The sequence below is a fragment of the Methylomonas sp. Uni0011 genome (genome assembly GCF_056850255.1).
In genome coordinates, this window is the sequence record NZ_JBVVNO010000029.1 from 15756 (window position 1) to 34286 (window position 18531).

19 protein-coding genes are annotated in these 18531 nt (G+C 54.1%); 16 read left to right on the forward strand and 3 right to left on the reverse strand.

Annotated elements, in window-relative coordinates; translation table 11 throughout:
* Positions 1-91: 91 nt before the first annotated feature.
* Genes AC0IM9_RS19730 through AC0IM9_RS19740 form a run of 3 tightly spaced genes read right to left on the reverse strand, consistent with a single transcriptional unit; the run spans position 92 to position 3310 of the window.
* Positions 92-2473, reverse strand: coding sequence for an AAA family ATPase (locus AC0IM9_RS19730; RefSeq protein WP_482805167.1), 2382 nt, complete (start codon positions 2471-2473; stop codon positions 92-94).
* Positions 2474-2478: 5 nt separating this feature from the next.
* A complete protein-coding gene (ribA, locus tag AC0IM9_RS19735) occupies positions 2479-3087 on the reverse strand; it encodes a GTP cyclohydrolase II (protein WP_140913192.1) in 609 nt (202 codons plus the stop codon).
* 28 nt (positions 3088-3115) lie between these two features.
* Positions 3116-3310 carry a DUF7230 family protein gene (locus AC0IM9_RS19740; protein WP_482805168.1) on the reverse strand — a complete coding sequence of 65 codons (195 nt, stop codon included), beginning with the start codon at positions 3308-3310 and terminating at the stop codon, positions 3116-3118.
* A gap of 54 nt (positions 3311-3364) precedes the next feature.
* On the opposite strand from AC0IM9_RS19740, the gene mnmG reads away from it, so the two are divergent.
* The 16 genes from mnmG (at position 3365) to glmS (ending at position 18009) form a co-directional block, all read left to right on the forward strand.
* Positions 3365-5233 (forward strand): tRNA uridine-5-carboxymethylaminomethyl(34) synthesis enzyme MnmG, encoded by a 1869-nt coding sequence (mnmG, locus tag AC0IM9_RS19745; protein ID WP_482805169.1) that lies wholly within the window; start codon positions 3365-3367, stop codon positions 5231-5233.
* A complete protein-coding gene (gene rsmG, locus AC0IM9_RS19750) occupies positions 5233-5859 on the forward strand; it encodes a 16S rRNA (guanine(527)-N(7))-methyltransferase RsmG (protein WP_140913189.1) in 627 nt (208 codons plus the stop codon). The genes mnmG and rsmG overlap by 1 nt, the downstream gene beginning before the upstream one ends.
* Positions 5852-6625 carry a ParA family protein gene (locus AC0IM9_RS19755; RefSeq protein WP_140913188.1) on the forward strand — a complete coding sequence of 258 codons (774 nt, stop codon included), beginning with the start codon at positions 5852-5854 and terminating at the stop codon, positions 6623-6625. Before rsmG ends, AC0IM9_RS19755 begins: the two co-directional genes overlap by 8 nt.
* Complete coding sequence (locus tag AC0IM9_RS19760) at positions 6625-7476, forward strand: ParB/RepB/Spo0J family partition protein (protein ID WP_140913252.1); 852 nt, start codon at positions 6625-6627, stop codon at positions 7474-7476. The genes AC0IM9_RS19755 and AC0IM9_RS19760 overlap by 1 nt, the downstream gene beginning before the upstream one ends.
* Positions 7460-7651 carry a hypothetical protein gene (locus AC0IM9_RS19765; RefSeq protein ID WP_140913187.1) on the forward strand — a complete coding sequence of 64 codons (192 nt, stop codon included), beginning with the start codon at positions 7460-7462 and terminating at the stop codon, positions 7649-7651. The genes AC0IM9_RS19760 and AC0IM9_RS19765 overlap by 17 nt, the downstream gene beginning before the upstream one ends.
* Before the next feature lie 83 nt (positions 7652-7734).
* A complete protein-coding gene (locus tag AC0IM9_RS19770) occupies positions 7735-8103 on the forward strand; it encodes an ATP synthase subunit I (RefSeq protein ID WP_140913186.1) in 369 nt (122 codons plus the stop codon).
* Between the two features lie 19 nt (positions 8104-8122).
* Positions 8123-8887: a F0F1 ATP synthase subunit A gene (gene atpB, locus AC0IM9_RS19775; protein ID WP_140913185.1), complete on the forward strand. Its 765-nt coding sequence runs from the start codon at positions 8123-8125 to the stop codon at positions 8885-8887.
* A gap of 42 nt (positions 8888-8929) precedes the next feature.
* Positions 8930-9214, forward strand: coding sequence for a F0F1 ATP synthase subunit C (atpE, locus tag AC0IM9_RS19780; protein ID WP_020484117.1), 285 nt, complete (start codon positions 8930-8932; stop codon positions 9212-9214).
* Between the two features lie 101 nt (positions 9215-9315).
* Positions 9316-9789 carry a F0F1 ATP synthase subunit B gene (locus AC0IM9_RS19785; RefSeq protein WP_278209951.1) on the forward strand — a complete coding sequence of 158 codons (474 nt, stop codon included), beginning with the start codon at positions 9316-9318 and terminating at the stop codon, positions 9787-9789.
* 3 nt (positions 9790-9792) lie between these two features.
* Positions 9793-10323, forward strand: coding sequence for a F0F1 ATP synthase subunit delta (locus tag AC0IM9_RS19790; RefSeq protein WP_140913183.1), 531 nt, complete (start codon positions 9793-9795; stop codon positions 10321-10323).
* 21 nt (positions 10324-10344) lie between these two features.
* The gene (atpA, locus tag AC0IM9_RS19795) at positions 10345-11886 is read left to right on the forward strand and encodes a F0F1 ATP synthase subunit alpha (protein WP_256609118.1); all 1542 of its coding nucleotides are present in this window, start codon (positions 10345-10347) and stop codon (positions 11884-11886) included.
* An 11-nt stretch (positions 11887-11897) separates the two neighbouring features.
* Positions 11898-12761: a F0F1 ATP synthase subunit gamma gene (atpG, locus tag AC0IM9_RS19800; RefSeq protein WP_482805170.1), complete on the forward strand. Its 864-nt coding sequence runs from the start codon at positions 11898-11900 to the stop codon at positions 12759-12761.
* Between the two features lie 45 nt (positions 12762-12806).
* Positions 12807-14180 (forward strand): F0F1 ATP synthase subunit beta, encoded by a 1374-nt coding sequence (gene atpD, locus AC0IM9_RS19805; protein WP_278209948.1) that lies wholly within the window; start codon positions 12807-12809, stop codon positions 14178-14180.
* Between the two features lie 24 nt (positions 14181-14204).
* On the forward strand, positions 14205-14627 hold the full coding sequence (locus AC0IM9_RS19810) for a F0F1 ATP synthase subunit epsilon (RefSeq protein ID WP_140913179.1): 423 nt from the start codon (positions 14205-14207) through the stop codon (positions 14625-14627).
* Between the two features lie 71 nt (positions 14628-14698).
* Positions 14699-16174 (forward strand): bifunctional UDP-N-acetylglucosamine diphosphorylase/glucosamine-1-phosphate N-acetyltransferase GlmU, encoded by a 1476-nt coding sequence (glmU, locus tag AC0IM9_RS19815; protein ID WP_482805171.1) that lies wholly within the window; start codon positions 14699-14701, stop codon positions 16172-16174.
* Positions 16174-18009 (forward strand): glutamine--fructose-6-phosphate transaminase (isomerizing), encoded by a 1836-nt coding sequence (gene glmS, locus AC0IM9_RS19820; RefSeq protein WP_140913177.1) that lies wholly within the window; start codon positions 16174-16176, stop codon positions 18007-18009. Before glmU ends, glmS begins: the two co-directional genes overlap by 1 nt.
* Positions 18010-18531: the final 522 nt, after the last annotated feature.

Here is an 18531-nt window from a genome sequence, read left to right on the forward strand (position 1 = left end):
AGGAACTTTAGCAACCAAACCCGCTAACGGCAAATCTGGGTCTGGTTCGCCGATGTCGGCGGGGGTGCTTGCGGGGAAGTTGACGTTTGGCTTAACCGGTCTCGGTTTCCTTGTCGTCGTCGGACGTGATTTCGGAAATTTCCTTGAGCCGGGCGACGGCTTTGAAGTTGACGCTGCCTTCCGGGTATTGGCCTTCGGCGTTCATCGCGCCGGCTTCCTGCCCGGTCAACAGGTTCAAGGCTTCGTCGACGCTGGAAATGGCGTAAATCGCGAACAAGCCTTGTTCCACCGCGTCGATCACTTCCCGTTTCAGCATCAGGTTGCGTTTATTCGAGGCCGGAATGATTACCGCCTGACGGCCGGTCAAACCGCGCGCGGCGCACAGTTCGAAGAAGCCTTCGATTTTTTCGTTGACCCCGCCGATGGCCTGCACTTCGCCGTATTGGTTGATCGAGCCGGTCATTGCAAAGCCCTGCTTGATCGGGGTGCGGGTCAGTGCCGAGATCAGGCAGCACAATTCGGCCAGCGAGGCGCTGTCGCCGTCGATGTGACCGTAGGATTGCTCCATGGCGATGCTGGCCGAGATCGCCAGCGGAAATTGCTGGGCATAGCAGTGGCCGAGGTAGCCGGTCAGAATCATCACGCCCTTGGAATGGATCGGCTGACCGAGTTCGACTTCGCGTTCGATGTCGACGATGCCGCGCGAGCCGGGATGCACCGTGGTGGTGATCCGCGCCGGTGCGCCAAAGCTGCTGCCGCCGATGTCCATCACGGTCAGGCCGTTGACCTTGCCGATGGCTTCACCGTCGGTATCGATCAAAATCGTGCCGTCCAGCATTTCTTCCAGAATGGCTTCGGCGATGCGGCCGTTACGTTGTTCGCGGGCGGCCAGCGCCAGTTCGACTTCGGCCTTGCCGATCTGCGCGGCGCCGGTCTGGCTACCCAGCAGGTTGGCTTCGGCGATGATTTCCAGACAGTTGTTGACGTGCGCCGACAGCCGTTGCTGATTTTCGGCCAACCGGCAACTGTGTTCGATCAGTCTTACCAGGGCGCCGTCGGTCAGCGGTTTGGCGCCGGCATCGCGCGCCTGTTGCTTCATGACCTGCACGAATTGGCCGATGCTGTCCGGCGTGCGTTTGATGTAGTCGTCGAAGTCGGCCAAGACGCGGAACATCTCGTTGAATTCGCTATCCAGCTCTTCCAGCAGATAGTAAATGTCTCGGGTGCCGACCAGGATCACTTTGACGTTGAGCGGGATTACTTCCGGCTTCAAGGTGATGGTGTTGATGCCCAATTCCGAATACGGCGATTCGATCTCGATCTTGCCGGCTTTCAGTGCCCGTTTCAGGCCTTCCCAGACGAAGGGATAGGTCAGTATTTTTTCGGCGTCGAGGATCAGGTAGCCGCCGTTGGCCCGGTGCAGCGAGCCGGGGCAAATGCGGCGGTAGTTGGTGATCAGTGTGCCTTGGTCGCTGAGATATTCGATGCGGCCGAACAGGTTTTGGTAGATCGGGTGCGGTTCGTAGATGACCGGCGCGCCGGCGGCGTCGTGTTTGCAATCCACCAGGATGTTGGGCAGATATTGTTCGACCAACATCTGGCGCTTGGCGATGATTTCCCGGCTTTCCGGATTGCGAGTCGGCATCAGGAAGTCGCTGATGGTATTGCTCAGGTTTTTCTCGACTTCCGCCAGATAGGTGATGACGTCGTCGACGTTTTGGTATTTGTCGGTCAGTTCGGCCAGTAGCGGTTCCAGGGCCAGTTTGATCGTGTCGCTATCCAGTTGGCGGATTTCTTCGGCCAGTGTTCGCCGCCATTGCGGCAGTTCCAGCAGCACGTCGCCCAAGTATTCTTCCAGTTCTTCGGTGTGTTGGTGGAAGGCGTCGCGCTCGGCTTCCGGCAGCAGCGTGAATTGCTCCTCGTCCAGCGCCTTGTTGTTGCGGATCGGCAGGAAGGTGATCGAGTCGTTGTCGCGGTACAAGGCCACGCCCATTGCTCGGGCTTTGCTATCGACCAAATCGATCGCCGCGTTGTAGCGCTGGTTGAAACGGCGTTCGATCGCGGTTTTCTTTTGCTGGTAACTGGGGCTTTCGAATGCGGCCGGAAAGGTGGCCAACACGTTGTCGATCAGCTTTTCGATGTCTTTCGCAAAACTATGGCCTTCGCCGGACGGTAGTTCGACGGCGACCGGTTCCCGCGGGTTTTCGAAGTTCTCGACATAGGCGTAGGACAGCGGCGATTCTTGCTGCTCGGCGTAGGCGGTCAGATGGTGGCTGACCATCGATAGCCGGCCGGTTCCCGGATCGCCCATCACGAAGATGTTGTAACCGGGGGCCTTCATTGCGATGCCGAATGCCAGCGCCGACTGGGCGCGGTTTTGGCCGAGGATGCCGCTATACGGGCCAGCGGCGTCGGCCGGCAGGTCGATCGTCAGCTTCAGCGCTGCGGCCGGCAGTTTCAAGTGATCTAACATGTTGTTTAGGAACGGTCGGGTACCGACAACATGTGGCGCATGCGTTCGGCCTTGGTTTTCAGATAGTCGAGGTTGTCGCGGTGGATGCGGGTTTCGATGGCAATCCGGTTATTCACTTGCACGCCGAGTTTGGTCAGCTCGTCGATTTTTTGCGGATTATTGGTGATCAACTCGATCGAATGTACCTTCAGGTTGTCCAGGATCAGCGCGGCGATGTCGTATTGGCGCTCGTCGGCCAGATGGCCGAGTTTGATGTTGGCGTCGACGGTATCCAGACCTTGGTCTTGCAGGTTGTAAGCTTGCAGTTTTTTCAACAGGCCGATGCCTCGGCCTTCCTGGCGCAGGTAGATCAGCACGCCGTAGCCGGCCGTGTCGATCATGTCCAGTGCCATGTCCAACTGCTCGCCGCAGTCGCAGCGGCGAGAGCCAAGCACGTCGCCGGTAAAGCATTCGGAATGGATGCGTACCGGCACGTCGTCCTTGCCGGCCACGTCGCCTTTGACGAAGGCCACGTGTTCTTTGTCGTCCAGGCTGTTGCTGTAGTAATGCAGGATGAATTCGCCGTGTTCGGTCGGAATCCGGGTTTGAACTTTGTCTTCTACGGTTGCTTTCACTGAGCTGGAAATCCTTGAAATGCGCGGGTTACGCGGCTAAGCCTTTTGCGATCGCCTCACGGGAAACGATGGCAAAAGGCTCCAGCCCGCGATGTTTGGCTTTGCGGCGGTATTGGGTTTTGTCGGCGTAGGTTTGCGCCTTGTTGAATTGGTGGGCGAATTTGGCGACCGGGTTATGCTTGGGTTTGGCCGGTAAACCCTGGCCGGGGTTTTGTTTTCTCATGCTTTTTTCTCGCTAAGCTATTAAAATAACGTTTTATTTGAACATAGATTGCCTGTGAAATTCCAGAAAGACTTTGACGTGATCGTGGTCGGCGGCGGCCATGCCGGCACCGAGGCGGCGCTGGCGGCGGCGCGTACCGGTGCACAAACGCTGTTGCTGACCCAAAACATCGAAACGTTGGGGCAGATGAGTTGCAACCCGGCGATCGGCGGCATCGGCAAGGGCCACTTGGTCAAGGAAGTCGATGCGTTGGGCGGCATCATGGCCAAGGCCATCGATTTGGGCGGTATCCAGTTCCGGATTTTGAACGCCAGCAAAGGCCCGGCGGTGCGGGCAACTCGGGCCCAGGCCGACCGTATGCTTTACAAACAAGCGGTGCGCAGCGCGTTGGAAAATCAGCCCAATCTGGCGCTGTTTCAACAAACCGTATCCGATTTGATCGTGCAAGGCGACCGCGTTACCGGCGTCAAAACCCAGATGGGTTTGGAATTTAACGCCAAGGCCGTGGTGTTGACTGCCGGCACCTTTTTGGCCGGCCGTATTCATATCGGCCTGGAAAATTACAGCGGCGGTCGCGCCGGCGATGCGGCTTCGATTGCATTGGCGGAGCGGCTGCGCGAATTGCCGTTCCGGATCGGCCGTTTGAAAACCGGTACCCCGGCCCGGATCGACGGCCGCACCATCGATTACAGCAAGTTGCAGGAACAGCACGGCGATACGCCAGTACCGGTGTTCTCGTTCATGGGTAATCGCCAGCAGCACCCGCGCCAGATTTGTTGCCATATCACGCGGACCAATCAGGAAACCCACGACATCATTCGCTCCGGCTTGGATCGTTCGCCGATGTATTCCGGCATCATCGAAGGTGTCGGTCCGCGTTACTGTCCGTCGATCGAAGACAAAGTAGTGCGCTTTGCCGACCGCGATTCGCACCAGATTTTCGTCGAACCGGAAGGCTTGAATACCAACGAAGTCTATCCGAACGGCATTTCGACCAGTTTGCCGTTTGATATTCAGTATCGTTTCATTCGTACCATGCTCGGTTTCGAAAATGCCGAAATCGTCCGTCCCGGTTATGCCATCGAATACGACTTTTTCGATCCGCGCGATCTGAAGACGTCTTTGGAAACCAAGCACATGAATGCGCTGTTCTTCGCCGGCCAGATCAACGGCACCACCGGCTATGAAGAAGCGGCGGCGCAAGGCTTGATCGCCGGTTTGAACGCCGCGCGGCTGGCAAAAGGCCTGGAAAGCTGGTGTCCCGGCCGCGAGGAAGCTTATATCGGCGTGATGATCGACGACTTGATTACCCGCGGCACCTCCGAGCCGTACCGAATGTTTACCAGCCGGGCCGAATACCGCTTGCAGTTGCGCGAAGATAACGCCGATCTGCGTCTGACCGAACAAGGTCGCGAATTGGGCTTGGTCGACGACGAACGTTGGCGCCGGTTCGAGGAAAAGCGCGAAGCGATTGCCAATCTGCAAGGCAGGCTGGCGAAAAAGTGGATCAGAGCCGAATCCGACGAAGCGGCGTTGGCCGAGCAGTATTGGGGTAAAAAGCTGCTCAAGGAAGCCAACTTGATGGATATGCTGCGCCGGCCGGAAGTCGATATCGAAAACCTGCTAACCTTCAGCGACGAAACCGAAGTCGACGAGCAAGTTGCCGAGCAGGTGGCGATTCAGGCCAAATATGCCGGTTACATCGACCGTCAACAAACCGAAATCAGCCGTACCCAGCGTTATGAGCATTTGAAATTGCCGGAAAACGTCGATTACAGTCTGGTGTCCGGCCTGTCCAATGAAGTCAGCGAAAAACTGAAAAAACAGCGCCCGGAAACTCTGGGTCAGGCGTCGCGGATACCCGGCATCACACCGGCGGCGATTTCGTTGTTGTTGGTGCATCTGAAAAAGAAAAGCGCCTGATGCAAGCCTGTCGGGAAAAATTGCAGCAAGGCCTTGCGGCCTTGGCGTTGAATTTGTCTGCCGAGCAAACCGAATCGTTGCTCAAGTTCGTACAGCTGATTGCAAAATGGAACAAAGCCTATAACCTGACCGCCGTGCGCGAACCGCTGGAAATGGTCGGTTTGCATATTCTGGATAGTCTGGCGGTATTGCCGCATATCAAACCGTCCCGCATTGCCGACATCGGTACCGGTGCCGGTTTGCCCGGCATACCATTGGCGATTTGCCGCCCCGAATGCAAGTTCGTGCTGGTCGATTCCAATTCCAAGAAAACCCGTTTCGTGCAGCAGGCTGTGCTGGAATTGAAGCTGAGCAATGTCGAAGTGGTACATAGCCGGGTCGAGCAGTTCCAACCTGCCGAATTGTTTGACATGGTGTTGATGCGGGCTTTCGCCTCAATGCCGGACATCGTTAAAATGACCGGTCATTTATTGGTCGACGACGGCGTGCTATTGGCGATGAAAGGCCAGCAGCCTGTCGAAGAGTTAGCCGGAATAGACGCCGAATACCAAGTGATCCCGTTGGCGGTGCCTGGCATAGATGCCGAGCGTTGTCTGATTCGCATAGAGAGACTCAAGCATGGCTAAGATAATCGCGATCACTAACCAAAAAGGCGGTGTCGGCAAGACTACCACCAGCGTCAATCTGGCGGCGGCGTTGGCGGCGACCAAGCGCAAGATTCTGTTGATCGATCTCGATCCGCAGGGCAATGCCGCGATGGGCTGCGGCGTCAACAAGGACGAGCTGGAATATTCGAGTTGCGAGTTGTTGCTGGAAGAGGTGCCGGTCTCGGGCATCATCGTCAAGAACAAGGATTTGGGGTTCGATTTGATTCCGGGTAATGCCGATCTGACCGCCGCCGAAGTGCAATTGATGACGGCCCAGCATCGGGAGCGGCGTCTGGCCGATGCCTTGTTGCCGGTCAAGGACCAGTACGATTACATTTTGATCGACTGTCCGCCGTCGTTGAATATGCTGACGCTGAACGCCATGGTCGCCGCCCACAGCGTTTTGATTCCGATGCAATGCGAGTATTACTCTTTGGAAGGCTTGTCGTCGTTGATGTCGACCTTGCGCAATATTCGCGATACCGTGAATCCGGGTTTGCATTTGGAAGGCATTCTCAGAACGATGGTCGATAGCCGGAGCCGATTGGGCAAGGACGTGTCTGACCAATTGATCGAATATTTCGGCGACAAAGTGTTCCGGACCACGATTCCCCGGAATATCCGCCTGGCCGAGGCACCCAGCCACGGTGTGCCGGTCTTGGCTTACGATAAAGCGTCGCGCGGTGCGGTCGCCTATATCGCGCTGGCCGGCGAATTGATCCGCAAACACAAAGCAGCCAAATGATGAATCCGAAAAAACGCGGTTTGGGTCGAGGTTTGAGCGAGTTGCTCGGCGATGTTTCGGCCCCGGCTCCGGAAAAAACCCACGACACCCAAAAGTTGCCGATCGAATTTCTGCAACGCGGCAAGTACCAGCCGCGTAAAGATATGGATCCCGAAAAGCTGAAAGAGCTGTCCGATTCGATTGCTGCGCAAGGCATCATTCAACCGATTGTCGTGCGCAAAATCGCTGGCGAGAAATACGAAATCATCGCCGGCGAGCGGCGTTGGCGCGCTGCTCAGTTGGCGGAGCTGGCCGAAGTGCCGGTGCTGGTGAAAGACATCGACGACCGTTCGGTAATGGCGATTGCTTTGATCGAAAACATCCAACGCGAGGATTTGAATGCGCTGGAAGAGGCCGAAGCCTTGCACCGCTTGCAGGACGAGTTCGAGCTGACGCATCAACAGATCGCCGAAGCGGTCGGCAAGTCGCGCACCACGGTAACTAATTTATTGCGCTTGTTGGAATTGGCCGGCGAAGTCAAAACCATGCTGGGCAAAGGCTTGCTGGAAATGGGTCATGCTCGCGCCTTGCTGGGTTTGGACGAATCGAAACAGGTCGAGATTGCTCATAAAGCGGTCAAGCAAAGCTTGAGCGTGCGGGCGGTGGAAAAACTGGTGCGTGAGATGCACGATGAAAAGCCGGCGGCTCAGGCGAAGAGAATCGACCCCGATACCTTGCGTTTGCAGCGCGAGCTGTCGGAACGCACCGGCGCCAAGGTCGAGATCAATCATCAGGCCGGCGGCAAGGGCAAGTTGATCATCAATTACACCAGCCTGGAAGAGTTGGAAGGTATCATTGGGAAAATTCACTGATGCGGCAGGTTGTCGCAAGCCCTTGTCGGTTTGTCGCATCTCCAACACGGTTTTTTCAACAAACCTTAGAAATACTATTGATTTTGCCGCTGGCACGGCTATTGCTTTTGTTGTCGGGGCGTTAAACGAATTGCCGCTGTGGTATCAATTTCTTGATTGTGCTTCAAAGCCTTAGCTTTGAGTCGTGTAGCGGCCTTACCTTGCGTAAACCGCGATGGCTGGATATAATCGGCGCGCTTAACGGTCGAGGAGAGTTTTATGACAGTGGAAAATTCGTTTTCAACTGTCAGACGGGTGTTATACACGCAGGTCCTGATGGCTACGGTAGTGGCGTCGGGATTTTTATTGATAGGCGGCTGGAAATCCGCGATATCGCCACTGCTAGGTGGTGGTGTGGCCTTGATTCCCAATCTTTACTTTGCGTACAAAGTTTATCTTGCCAGATATCAGGAAGCACCCGGCATCTTAAAGGCTTTTTATACCGGCGAAACGGTCAAGTTATTGCTCACGGCAGCATTGTTCGCGATGGTATTGCAGATCCCTTGGGTTAATTTTTTAACACTGCTGGTTGGCTATATCGCAGTGTTGTCGGTTTTTTGGTTCGCGCTTTTCTATTGGCGCGGTTAGTTTTTATTTGAGAGGCAAAATGGCTAGTGAAGGCGGCGCAACCGGTTACATAGTCCACCACTTAACTCCGTTGGCGGTTGGTGAGGGATTTTGGAAATTGCATCTGGATACCTTGTTTTTTTCCGTGTTTTTGGGCGGATTGTTCATTTTGTTTTTTAAATCGGTTGCCGAACGGGCAACCTCCGGTGTTCCGGGGTTGGCGCAAAACATCGCCGAAATGCTGGTCGAATTTGTCGATACCCAGGTTAAAGACAGTTTTCATGGTCGTAGTGCTTTGATTGCACCGTTGGCACTGACCATCTTCTGCTGGGTATTCCTGTGGAATGCGATGGATATGCTGCCGGTGGATTTGCTGCCGATGATCGGTAGCCTGATGGGCATGGAATATATGCGGGTCGTGCCCAGCACCGATTTGAACGGCACCTTCGCCTTGTCTATCAGCGTATTTTTCCTGATTTTCTTTTACAGCATTAAAGTCAAAGGCTTGGCCGGTTTTGCCCACGAAATGACTTGCACTCCGTTCGGTCCGAAAATGATGCCGTTCAATCTGCTGTTGAAAACCGTCGAAGAGCTGGCTAAACCGATCTCGCTGGGTTTGCGGCTATTCGGTAACCTGTATGCTGGCGAGTTGGTATTCATCCTGATCGCCTTGTTGCCCCCGATCGTGCAGCCTGTGTTGGGCTTCCCCTGGGCCGTATTCCACATTCTGGTGATCACTTTGCAGGCTTTTATATTCATGGTTTTGACCATTGTTTACCTGAGTCTGGCCTGCGAAGACCACTAACCGCTTTATTTTTTACATTCATATCAATCTTTAGGAGACATTATGGAACTCGCATCATTAATCGCCAACGTTCAAGGCTTCACCGTTATTGCCGTCGGTATCATTCTGGGTTTGGGCGCGATCGGTACTGCTATCGGTTTCGGCCTGTTGGGCGGTAAATTCCTGGAAGGTGCAGCCCGCCAACCTGAACTGGTGCCAATGCTGCAAGTGAAAATGTTCATCATCGCCGGTTTGCTTGACGCGGTAACCATGATCGGTGTGGGTTTGGCGCTGATGCTGACTTTCGCAAACCCGTTCCTTTCTGCCGTTCAATCCGTTGCAGGTTAATTAACCCAACCATCTGTAACCTAAGGCGTGAGCCTTTTGCGTGTCGTTTATGTACGACTGCGGACAGATAGACTAACAACGGCATTACGAGGAAAGCATCAATGAGTATCAATGCTACTCTGATCGGGCAGATGATCACTTTCACGCTTCTGGTGTGGTTCACCATGAAGTATGTCTGGCCGCCGATCATTGCTGCTCTGGAAGAGCGCAAAACCAAAATTGCGGAAGGTTTGGCTGCGGCTGAGAAGGGTCAGGAAGAAATTAAACTGGCTGAAAAGAAAGCTAAAAGTGTTTTGAAGGAAGCCAAGGAGCAGTCGGCCGAGATCGTCAGCGCCGCGCAAAAGCGCGCCAACCAACTAGTTGAAGAAGCCAAGGAACAAGCCAAGAAAGAAGGCGAGCGCCTGTTGGAAGCCGCGAAAGCTCAAATCGAACAGGAAATGTTGCACGCCAAGGAAAGTTTGCGTAAAGAAGTTTCCTCTTTGGCTTTGCGTGCCGCCGAGCAGATTTTGAAAGAAGAAATCGACAAGGCCAAGCACCAAGACATTATCAGTAAAGCGGCGGAACAATTGGGTTAAGCTATGGCTGAAATATCGACATTAGCAAGACCTTATGCTCAGGCCGCTTTCAAGCGGGCCAAAGAAGCCAATGCTGCCCAAAACTGGTCCGATTCTTTGACGTTTTTGGCTTTGCTGGTTCAGGACGAAGCTTTGGCTGGAATCGTCGCTAACCCCAGAGTCAACAAACAGAATACAGCACAGTTGGTCCTGGATATTTGCCAGGATCAAATTCACGATGAAGCCAAGAATCTTCTCAAGGTGTTGATCGAGAACGACAAATTGCCTTTGTTGCCTCAGATTTCGGTAATGTTCGAACAGTATAGGGCCGACGACGAAGGTTATGTCAATGTCGAGCTGCAAAGCGCATACCCGTTGACAAAAACCGAGCAAGGCAAGTACGTCGCCATGCTCGAGAAGTTTTTGCATAAAAAAGTCAACGCGTCAGTGTCTGTCGACAAATCGTTAATTGGAGGCATTCTCGCCAAAGCCGGCGACAAAGTCATCGACGGTTCCGTCAGAGGTCAGCTTCATCAATTAGCTAAAAGACTTTAAGAGTTAGAGCGGGAAAATAACATGCAATTAAATCCATCAGAAATAAGTGATCTGATCAAGAAGAAGATCGAGAACTTCGACGCCCACCTCGAAGCCCACACCGAGGGCACAGTGGTCAGCGTTACCGACGGTATCGTTCGGGTTCACGGTTTGTCTGAAGCAATGCAAGGTGAAATGCTGGAATTTCCTGGCGGCTCTTACGGCATGGCTTTAAACCTGGAAAGAGATTCTGTCGGCGTGGTTATGTTGGGTGCTTACCAGCACATCACTGAGGGCGACACCGTTAAGTGCACCGGCCGGATTTTGGAAGTACCAGTCGGTGAAGCACTGTTGGGCCGCGTGGTCGATGCGCTGGGCAACCCGATCGACGGCAAAGGCGCGATCGAGACCAATCTGACCTCCCCAATCGAAAAAATCGCACCGGGTGTTATCGCGCGCCAATCGGTTGATCAACCGGTGCAAATCGGTTTGAAATCCATCGATTCGATGATTCCGGTTGGCCGCGGCCAGCGGGAGTTGATCATCGGCGACCGTCAAACCGGTAAAACCGCGATTGCTGTCGATGCCATCATCAATCAAAAAGGCACCGGCATTAAATGTATTTATGTCGCGATCGGTCAAAAACGTTCGTCGATTGCCAACGTGGTGCGTAAATTGGAAGAACACGGCGCGATGGAGCACACCATCATCGTCGTCGCGTCGGCGTCCGAATCCGCTGCGCTGCAATTTATCGCACCGTACACCGGTTGTTCGATGGGCGAGTACTTCCGCGACAATGGCCAAGACGCACTGATTATTTACGACGATTTGACCAAGCAAGCTTGGGCCTACCGCCAAATTTCTTTGTTGCTGCGCCGTCCGCCGGGACGTGAAGCCTATCCAGGTGACGTGTTCTACATCCACTCCCGTTTGCTGGAACGGGCCGCCCGCATCAACGCCGACGAAGTCGAGAAACTGACCGGCGGAAAAGTTAAGGGCAAAACCGGTTCGCTGACCGCACTGCCGATTATCGAAACCCAAGGCGGCGACGTTTCGGCCTTCGTTCCGACCAACGTGATTTCGATCACCGACGGCCAGATCTTTTTGGAGACCGGCCTGTTTAACTCCGGTATCCGTCCAGCGGTTAACGCTGGTCTGTCGGTCTCTCGGGTCGGTGGCGCGGCGCAAACCAAGATCATCAAAAAGTTGGGCGGCGGTATTCGTCTGGACTTGGCGCAGTTCCGCGAGTTGGCGGCATTCGCTCAGTTCGCGTCCGACTTGGACGAAAGCACCCGCAAACAGATCGAGCGCGGCCAACGCGTTACCGAATTGATGAAGCAGAATCAATATGCGCCGATGTCGGTCGCAGAGATGGGCGTTTCGCTGTATGCGGCCAATAATGGATTCCTGGATAGCCTGGAAGTCAAGCAAGTACGCGTATTCGAAGCGGCTCTGCTGGATTTCATGCGAAACGAAGAAGCCGAGTTGATGGCCAAAATCAACGAGAAAGGCGACTACAACGACGAAATCCAAAAAGGCATTCACGCGGCGATCGAGCGTTTCGTCAAGACTGCTAGCTGGTAAGGGACTCGCACATGGCTGTTGGTAAAGAGATACGATCAAAAATCGCGAGTATCAAGAATACTCAGAAGATTACTCGCGCCATGGAGATGGTGGCCGCGAGTAAGATGCGTAAAACCAAAGACCGTATGCAGGCTACCCGGCCTTACTCGAAAAAAATTGGCCAGATCATTCGGCATCTGGCCAAAGCCAATCCCGAGTACAAACATCCGTTCATGATCGAACGGGAAGTAAAACGGGTGGGCATTATCGTGGTGAGTTCCGACCGTGGTTTATGCGGTGGTTTGAACGCCAACCTGTTCCGAAAAGTGCTGGGCGAAATGCAGCAATGGCAAAGCAAAGGTATCGCCGTCGATGTTTGTGCGATTGGCGGTAAGGGTGCTGCGTTTTTCAGCATGATCAACGCCAATTTGGTCGGTCAAGTCTCGAAATTGGGCGACACGCCGCACCAGAGCGACATTATCGGCCCGATCAAAATCATGTTGGATGCGTTCACTAATGGCGATATCGACGAGCTATTTCTGCTCAGCAACGACTTTGTCAACACCATGACCCAAAAGCCGGTGACGCAGAAATTGTTGCCGGTATCGGTCGGCGAACTGGGCGAAGAGAGCAAGGGCCGGTGGGATTACCTGTACGAACCCAACGCCAAAGACGTATTGGACAGCTTATTGATTCGCTACGTCGAGTCCGCGGTATTCCAGGGCTTGGTGGAAAACAACGCCTGCGAGCAGGCCGCACGGATGGTGGCGATGAAAAGCGCCTCCGACAACGCCGGCAATATCATTAAAGAATTGCAACTGGTCTACAACAAAGCCAGACAGGCCGCGATCACGCAGGAAATTTCCGAAATCGTCGCCGGCGCCGCCGCGGTGTAACGCATTCAAGACAAGTTTAGATAGATTTTTATAGAGGACGACATAATGAGTTTGGGTAAAATCGTTCAAATCATCGGTGCGGTCGTCGACGTGGAATTTCCACGCGACAACTTGCCGAAAGTATATGACGCGTTGAATGTCGAGGGCGGTCTGGTTCTGGAAGTTCAACAACAACTGGGCGACGGCGTGGTACGGACCATTGCGATGGGTTCCACCGACGGTCTGAGCCGCGGCGTCAATGTCACCAACACCGGCGAGGCGATTAAAGTACCGGTAGGCCAAGCCACGCTGGGCCGCATCATGAACGTTCTCGGTGAAGCGATCGACGAAAAAGGCCCGATCGGCGAGAAAGAAAAGTGGACCATCCACCGCGATGCGCCATCCTATGACGAACAAGCCCCAGCCAACGAATTGTTGGAAACCGGTATCAAAGTTATCGATTTGGTTTGCCCGTTCGCGAAAGGCGGTAAAGTCGGCCTGTTCGGTGGCGCCGGCGTAGGCAAAACCGTCAACATGATGGAGTTGATTCGTAACATCGCGATCGAACACAGCGGTTATTCGGTATTCGCCGGTGTCGGCGAGCGGACTCGCGAAGGCAACGACTTCTACCACGAAATGACCGATTCCAACGTTATCGATAAAGTATCGTTGGTATACGGCCAGATGAACGAGCCACCGGGAAACCGTTTGCGGGTAGCGTTGACCGGTCTGACCATGGCCGAATTCTTCCGCGACGAAGGTCGCGACGTACTGTTCTTCGTTGATAACATCTATCGTTACACGCTGGCCGGTACCGAAGTTTCCGCGCTGTTGGGTCGGATGCCGTCTGCGGTAGGTTACCAGCCTACGCTGGCTGAAGAGATGGGTGTATTGCAAGAGCGGATTACTTCCACCAAGACCGGTTCTATCACCTCGATCCAAGCGGTATACGTACCTGCGGACGACTTGACCGACCCGTCGCCAGCTACCACCTTTGCCCACTTGGACGCGACCGTGGTATTGTCCCGTCAAATCGCCGAGCTGGGTATTTACCCTGCCATTGATCCGCTGGATTCCACCAGCCGTCAGCTGGATCCGTTGGTGATTGGTCAGGAACACTACGAAACTGCCCGGACCGTGCAAGGTATCCTGCAACGCTATAAAGAGCTGCGTGACATCATCGCGATCTTGGGTATGGACGAATTGTCGGAAGAAGACAAATTGACCGTGGCTCGGGCGCGTAAAATCCAGCGGTTCCTGTCGCAGCCGTTCTTCGTGGCCGAGGTCTTCACCGGTTCACCAGGCAAATACGTTTCGCTGAAAGATACCATTGCCGGCTTCAAAGGCATCATCAGTGGCGAATACGACAGCCTGCCGGAACAAGCTTTCTATATGGTCGGCACGATTGACGAAGCCGTCGAAAAAGCCAAAGGCATGTAATCCGGCTCATAGGAGAGTTTTAACATGGCAATGACAATACATGTGGACATCGTCAGCGCCGAGGCGGAAATCTTTTCCGGCTTGGCGGAGATGGTGTTCGCTCCTGCCGAGTTGGGAGAAGTTGGTATCGCGCCGCGCCATGCGCCGCTGATTACCAAACTGAAGCCCGGCGAAGTCAGGGTCAAAATCAGCGACAAAGAATCGCAGGCGTTTTTCGTGTCCGGCGGATTCTTGGAGGTCCAGCCGCATTTGGTGACTGTGCTGGCCGAAACTGCCATTAGAGCCCACGACATTGACGAAGCGGCGGCATTGCAAGCCAAAGCCAGAGCGGAAGAAATGTTGCAAGACAAGTCCGGCAAATACGACTACGCAATTGCCCAAGCCGAGTTGGCCCAAGCTGTTAACCAATTGAAAACTTTGGACAGACTCAGAAAGCGTGGCGCATAAAACACGAATTGCGTGAAAATTTAAGCCCGATAGCGTAACGTTATCGGGCTTTTTTTGTTTAAGGAATAGCGATGCCGATAAAAACCATCATTCTCGCCGCCGGCCAGGGTACGCGGATGCGCTCGTCCCGGCCGAAAGTACTGCACGAAATTGCAGACAAAGCGCTATTGCAACACGTCTACGAGACTGCGCGATCTCTGGAAAACAACCAAATCTACATCATCTACGGCCACGGTGGCGAGACGGTCAAGCAAACTCTGGCCGTGCTGGATGCCACCTGGATCGAACAAAAGCAGCAATTGGGTACCGGACACGCAGTGCAACAGGCCATCCACCATGTCGAAGATCCGGATACGGTGTTGATTTTGTACGGCGACGTGCCGTTACTGAAAGCGAAAACCCTGAACGCCCTGTTACATAAAGTCAGTCTGACCTCTTTGGCCTTGCTGACGGTCAATCTGGACGACCCGACCGGCTATGGCCGTATCGTCCGCGACAAAGACCATGCGGTGGTGAAAATCGTCGAACAAAAAGACGCCAACGAAGCCGAATTGCAAATCACGGAAGGCAATACCGGCATTCTGGCTTGCAAAGGCAGTCAACTTAAACAATGGCTGGCCAGACTTGGCAATAACAATGCCCAAAACGAATATTATTTGACCGATATCATCGAAATGGCGGTGGAAGACGGTTTGACCATCGAGACCAGTCAGGCCGGCAGTGCCGACGAGGTGTTGGGCGTCAATAACCGGGCCCAACTCGCCCATCTGGAACGAGTCTATCAAGCCGAACAAGCGCAAGTGCTGATGGAAAAAGGTGTAACGCTAAGGGACCCGGCTCGTATCGACATCCGTGGTGAGTTTGCCGAATTGGGCCAGGACATCGATATTGACGTCAATGTGATTTTCGAAGGCACGAATCGGATCGGTTCCAACGTCAAAATCGGGCCGAACTGCTTGCTCAAAAATGCGACGATTGCCGACGGCGTAGAAATATTGGCGAACAGCGTACTTGAGGACGCCAGCGTTGGCAGTGGCAGCCGGATCGGCCCTTTTGCCCGGCTGCGGCCCCAAACCGAATTGGCCGACCACGTTCATGTCGGCAATTTCGTCGAGATTAAAAAATCCACGGTTGCCAGCGGTAGCAAAATCAACCACTTGAGCTATATTGGTGATAGCGAAGTCGGCAGCAAAGTCAATATCGGGGCCGGGACCATCACCTGCAATTACGATGGCGTCAATAAATTCAAAACCGTGATCGGCGACGGCGCGTTTATCGGCTCAGATACTCAATTGATAGCGCCGGTGACAGTGGGCAAAAATGCCACGATAGGTGCGGGTTCCACCATCACCAAGGATACGCCCGACGACCAATTGACGTTGAGCCGCACCAAGCAGCTTAGCGTGCCGACTTGGCAGAGACCGGTAAAACTGGCGGAGATTGCTCCCGACAATGCTTCGCACTCCTCACATCCCTGTAAGTCGGCAGAGATTGTTCCAGAAAATCTTCTGCACTCCCAACATCCCTGTCGGTCGGAGAAAGAATAATGTGTGGCATAGTCGCAGGTGTTGCCCAACGCAACGTGGTCCCGATTTTGATTGAAGGCTTAAAGCGCCTTGAGTATCGTGGGTACGACTCGGCCGGACTGGCTGTAATCCACAGCGGCGAAATATTCCGGAAGCGCGAATTGGGCAAGGTTAAAGGATTGGAAGAATTGATCGCGGCCGATCCGATCGAAGGCCGCATCGGCATCGCCCATACCCGTTGGGCAACTCACGGTAAGCCCAGCACCCGCAACGCCCACCCGCACATTAGCAAGGACCGGGTCGGAGTCGTGCATAACGGCATCATCGAAAACCACGATAACCTTCGGACCTCGCTGCAGGAAAACGGTTACGTTTTCACGTCCGAAACCGATACCGAAGTCATTGTCCACAAGGTTGCCGAAGAGCTAAAAGAGGCTGCTAGCTTGCTCGACGCGGTCGGCAAAACCATCAAAAGCTTGCGCGGTGCCTACGCTCTGGGCGTGATCGACAGCGAACAACCCGACGTATTGGTCGCCTGCCGCAAGGGTAGTCCATTGGTAATCGGCATCGGCATCGGCGAATACTTCATCGCCTCCGATATCGCCGCGCTGTTGCCGGTGACGCAACGCTTCATCTTCCTGGAAGACGGCGACATCGCCGAATTGACCATCAACGGCGTGACGATATTCGACGAAGCCGGCCGTCGCGTGGTCCGCCCGGTCATCGAAAGCCAGCTCAAGGCCGACGCGGTCGACAAAGGCAAATATCGCCACTACATGCTCAAGGAAATCTACGAGCAAGCCTGGGCGGTATCGGAAACGTTGGAAGGCCGTTTCATCGACAGCCGCTTGCAGGATAACGCCTTCGGCCATAACGCCGGCGAGGTGTTCGACCAGATCAAGTCGGTTCTGATTTTAGCCTGCGGTACCAGCTACCATGCCGGTTTGGTCGCCCGCTACTGGTTCGAAAAATACGCCAGGGTTCCCTGTGCAATCGAAATTGCCAGCGAATTCCGCTACCGCAATCCGGTCGTCGCCCCGGATACCCTGGTCGTCACCATTTCCCAGTCCGGGGAAACCGCCGACACCTTGGCCGCATTGCAGGAAGCTAAAAAGCTGGGTGTTAAACATTCCTTGGTGATCTGCAACGCGCCGGAAAGCTCGCTGGTGCGCGAATCGGACTTGGTGTTGATGACCCGCGCCGGCCCGGAAATCGGCGTCGCCTCCACCAAGGCCTTCACTACCCAGTTGGTGGCCTTATTGATGCTGATCATCGCCATCGGCCGCCGCTTCGAACTCAGCGCCGATAAAGAAGAGCACATCGTTTCGCAATTGTTCGCCTTGCCCGGCAACATCGAAAAAGTGCTGAAGCTGGACAATGCCATCGAACTGCTGTCGCAGCGATTTGCCGACAAGCACAATGCACTGTTCCTCGGCCGCGGCACGCATTACCCGATCGCGATGGAAGGCGCCTTGAAGCTGAAGGAGATTTCCTATATCCACGCGGAAGCCTATCCGGCCGGCGAATTGAAGCACGGCCCGCTAGCCTTGATCGATGCCGAAATGCCGGTTGTCACGGTCGCGCCGAACAATAACCTGCTGGAAAAACTCAAATCCAACATCCAGGAAGTCAGCGCCCGCGGCGGGCAGTTGATTGTATTCATGGACGAAGACTTGGCCGAAAGCGACGCCGCCGACGAGAACGTGCAAATCGTCAAAATGCCCAGCGTCGCCAATGCCATCTCACCGATTATCTATACGATACCGCTACAACTGCTTTCGTATCACGTCGCCGTGCTAAAAGGCACCGACGTCGATCAGCCGAGGAACCTCGCAAAATCGGTCACGGTGGAATAGCGGAAGCGTTGACGGAATGGATTTGTGTAGGAGGGCAATAAAGTTGCATACTGGGGCCATTAAGTCTAGACCCTTATCAAGAAGCGAGGACTTAGTGGCTTTTTTATGGCGAAAAAATCTTACGCAATTACAGATGTAACAAACCAAAAATGGATAAAAGAGGGGCGAGGCTCAGGGCATGGCTCCTGGCTGACAGTCAGAGATTTGCCCTCCGACGGGCGTTCTCACCGCATATTCGGGCACAAATCACAGCGCACCCATCATCTTCTGTCCGACCTTGAGTTGGCGATATTTTTATACTTGAATGGTATACCGATACGGCAGACATCCGAGAGCAATTTCCCTTACGATTGGAAGATACTCGCTTAATAGCAGATGAGGCGCGGATTGTGCACTGATGGGGCTACACTAAACCGGACACAATTTTTAAAATATCCGAAAAAAATTGTGATCCAAAATGAGCAGAGAAAAACCCAATACCTATACGGCAGAATTTAGAGAGTCGGCAGTCAAATTAGCTAA

What these genes read in the sequence shown, in the direction of transcription:
- AC0IM9_RS19730 (WP_482805167.1), bottom strand. Translation starts at nt 2,473, where the DNA reads ATGTTAGATCACTTGAAACTGCCGGCCGCAGCGCTGAAGCTGACGATC.
- AC0IM9_RS19740 (WP_482805168.1), bottom strand. Translation starts at nt 3,310, where the DNA reads ATGAGAAAACAAAACCCCGGCCAGGGTTTACCGGCCAAACCCAAGCAT.
- rsmG (WP_140913189.1), top strand. Translation starts at nt 5,233, where the DNA reads ATGCAAGCCTGTCGGGAAAAATTGCAGCAAGGCCTTGCGGCCTTGGCG.
- AC0IM9_RS19755 (WP_140913188.1), top strand. Translation starts at nt 5,852, where the DNA reads ATGGCTAAGATAATCGCGATCACTAACCAAAAAGGCGGTGTCGGCAAG.
- AC0IM9_RS19760 (WP_140913252.1), top strand. Translation starts at nt 6,625, where the DNA reads ATGAATCCGAAAAAACGCGGTTTGGGTCGAGGTTTGAGCGAGTTGCTC.
- AC0IM9_RS19770 (WP_140913186.1), top strand. Translation starts at nt 7,735, where the DNA reads ATGACAGTGGAAAATTCGTTTTCAACTGTCAGACGGGTGTTATACACG.
- atpB (WP_140913185.1), top strand. Translation starts at nt 8,123, where the DNA reads ATGGCTAGTGAAGGCGGCGCAACCGGTTACATAGTCCACCACTTAACT.
- atpE (WP_020484117.1), top strand. Translation starts at nt 8,930, where the DNA reads ATGGAACTCGCATCATTAATCGCCAACGTTCAAGGCTTCACCGTTATT.
- AC0IM9_RS19785 (WP_278209951.1), top strand. Translation starts at nt 9,316, where the DNA reads ATGAGTATCAATGCTACTCTGATCGGGCAGATGATCACTTTCACGCTT.
- AC0IM9_RS19790 (WP_140913183.1), top strand. Translation starts at nt 9,793, where the DNA reads ATGGCTGAAATATCGACATTAGCAAGACCTTATGCTCAGGCCGCTTTC.
- atpA (WP_256609118.1), top strand. Translation starts at nt 10,345, where the DNA reads ATGCAATTAAATCCATCAGAAATAAGTGATCTGATCAAGAAGAAGATC.
- atpG (WP_482805170.1), top strand. Translation starts at nt 11,898, where the DNA reads ATGGCTGTTGGTAAAGAGATACGATCAAAAATCGCGAGTATCAAGAAT.
- atpD (WP_278209948.1), top strand. Translation starts at nt 12,807, where the DNA reads ATGAGTTTGGGTAAAATCGTTCAAATCATCGGTGCGGTCGTCGACGTG.
- AC0IM9_RS19810 (WP_140913179.1), top strand. Translation starts at nt 14,205, where the DNA reads ATGGCAATGACAATACATGTGGACATCGTCAGCGCCGAGGCGGAAATC.
- glmU (WP_482805171.1), top strand. Translation starts at nt 14,699, where the DNA reads ATGCCGATAAAAACCATCATTCTCGCCGCCGGCCAGGGTACGCGGATG.
- glmS (WP_140913177.1), top strand. Translation starts at nt 16,174, where the DNA reads ATGTGTGGCATAGTCGCAGGTGTTGCCCAACGCAACGTGGTCCCGATT.